The organism is Methylobacterium sp. WL103, from assembly GCF_008039885.1.
In the GTDB taxonomy this organism is placed as follows: domain Bacteria; phylum Pseudomonadota; class Alphaproteobacteria; order Rhizobiales; family Beijerinckiaceae; genus Methylobacterium; species Methylobacterium cerastii.
The window spans coordinates 1-841 of the sequence record NZ_VRUX01001070.1; the positions used below are offsets into that span (position 1 = coordinate 1).

2 pseudogenes are annotated in these 841 nt (G+C 73.0%); one reads left to right on the forward strand and one right to left on the reverse strand.

The features are described from left to right. Nucleotides 1-217 (forward strand): annotated as a pseudogene (locus FV222_RS27820) (collagen-like protein); the annotation flags it as partial. Nucleotides 218-428: 211 nt separating this feature from the next. On the opposite strand, the pseudogene FV222_RS27825 reads toward FV222_RS27820, so the two are convergent. Then, nucleotides 429-841: pseudogene (locus FV222_RS27825) on the reverse strand (spermidine synthase); the annotation flags it as partial.

Genomic DNA, 841 nt, shown 5'->3' on the forward strand with positions numbered 1-841 from the left:
GCCCGCCGCGGCTCCCGCGACACCGTTCCGGGCGGTGCGCAGCGAGACCTGCCCGGCCTCCGGCTGCGCGATCGCCTGCGCGAGCGGCGAGGTCTTCGTCTCGGCCTACTGCCTCAAGGCCGGCGCCCCGGTCTTCTCGCAAGGCGCCGACGGCACGGCGACCGCCTCTTGCCCGTCCGAGTCTACCGGCATGGTCGGATTCTGCGCCCGGATCTGACGATCGCCTGAGAAGGCGGCGGATCGTAGCTGTCGAATCCAAATGGTCGATCGCGTCTCCCCCATCCTCGTCATTCCGGGGTGCCGAAGGCGAGCCCGGAATCCAGAGCCGCAGGTCGCGCTCGATCCCGGCACCGTCGGCGGCTCTGGATCCCGGGGTCTGCTGCGCAGCCCCGGGATGACGGAGAGGGGCCAGAAACGGGAGTCGCTAGTCAGCCGCGGCCGGAGCGCACCCCGAGCCAGATCACATGGCGGGCGCCGCCCTTTCGACCGTTGGCGCGGGTGGAGACCTCTTCGACGCTCAGGCTGGCATCGTGCAGGCGGCGGCTGAAGCTGCGGTCGGGCCCTGCCGACCAGACCGCGAGGATGCCGCCCGGGCGCAGGGCGGCGCGGGCGGCGCCGAGGCCTGCCGCGTCGTAGAGCCTGTCGTTGGAGGCCCGTGTCAGGCCGTCCGGCCCGTTGTCGACGTCGAGCAGGATGGCGTCCCATGCAGCGGGCCGCTCGGCGATCGCGCGCGCCACGTCGATCTCTCGCAGGGACACGCGGGGATCGTCGAGGATGCCGGAAAACACGCCTGCGAGCGGCCCCCGCGCCCAGGCGGCCACCGCCGGCACGAGCTCGGCGA